The 1,336-nt window shown below is 52.5% G+C and carries 1 rRNA gene; it reads right to left on the bottom strand.

The annotated features are described in order from the left end of the window. Positions 1-46 precede the first annotated feature (46 nt). Positions 47-1,336, bottom strand: a 16S ribosomal RNA gene (locus AC6H04_RS10705); the annotation flags it as partial.

Raw genomic sequence — 1,336 nt, 5'->3', positions numbered from 1 at the left:
TAAACAAAGTTTTGTCTCATGTGCAGGTTTCCGTATTATTCCTTAGAAAGGAGGTGATCCAGCCGCAGGTTCTCCTACGGCTACCTTGTTACGACTTCACCCTAATCATCTGTCCCACCTTAGGCGGTTGGCTCCCGAAGGTTACCGAACCGACTTTGGGTGTTACAAACTCTCATGGTGTGACGGGCGGTGTGTACAAGGCCCGGGAACGTATTCACCGCGGCATGCTGATCCGCGATTACTAGCGATTCCGACTTCGTGCAGGCGAGTTGCAGCCTGCAGTCCGAACTGAGAATGGCTTTAAGAGATTAGCTTGCCCTCGCGGGTTTGCAACTCGTTGTACCATCCATTGTAGCACGTGTGTAGCCCAGGTCATAAGGGGCATGATGACTTGACGTCATCCCCACCTTCCTCCGGTTTGTCACCGGCAGTCTCGCCAGAGTGCCCAACTAAATGCTGGCAACTGACAATAAGGGTTGCGCTCGTTGCGGGACTTAACCCAACATCTCACGACACGAGCTGACGACAGCCATGCACCACCTGTATCTGCGTCCCCGAAGGGAACGCCTAATCTCTTAGGTTAGCACAGTATGTCAAGACCTGGTAAGGTTCTTCGCGTAGCTTCGAATTAAACCACATGCTCCACCGCTTGTGCGGGCCCCCGTCAATTCCTTTGAGTTTCAACCTTGCGGTCGTACTCCCCAGGCGGAATACTTAATGCGTTAGCTGCGGCACTGAAGGGCGGAAACCCTCCAACACCTAGTATTCATCGTTTACGGCATGGACTACCAGGGTATCTAATCCTGTTCGCTACCCATGCTTTCGAGCCTCAGCGTCAGTTACAGACCAGACAGCCGCCTTCGCCACTGGTGTTCTTCCATATATCTACGCATTTCACCGCTACACATGGAGTTCCACTGTCCTCTTCTGCACTCAAGTCTCCCAGTTTCCGATGCACTTCTCCGGTTAAGCCGAAGGCTTTCACATCAGACTTAAGAAACCGCCTGCGCTCGCTTTACGCCCAATAAATCCGGACAACGCTTGCCACCTACGTATTACCGCGGCTGCTGGCACGTAGTTAGCCGTGGCTTTCTGGTTAAATACCGTCAACACCTGAACAGTTACTCTCAGATGTGTTCTTCTTCAACAACAGAGTTTTACGAGCCGAAACCCTTCTTCACTCACGCGGCGTTGCTCCATCAGACTTTCGTCCATTGTGGAAGATTCCCTACTGCTGCCTCCCGTAGGAGTTTGGGCCGTGTCTCAGTCCCAATGTGGCCGATTACCCTCTCAGGTCGGCTACGTATCATTGCCTTGGTGAACCATTACTCCACCA

The organism is Secundilactobacillus sp. MJ173 (assembly GCF_059704265.1).
Note: the sequence above shows the minus strand (reverse complement) of the source record. Positions and strands in the feature narration are given on the sequence as shown.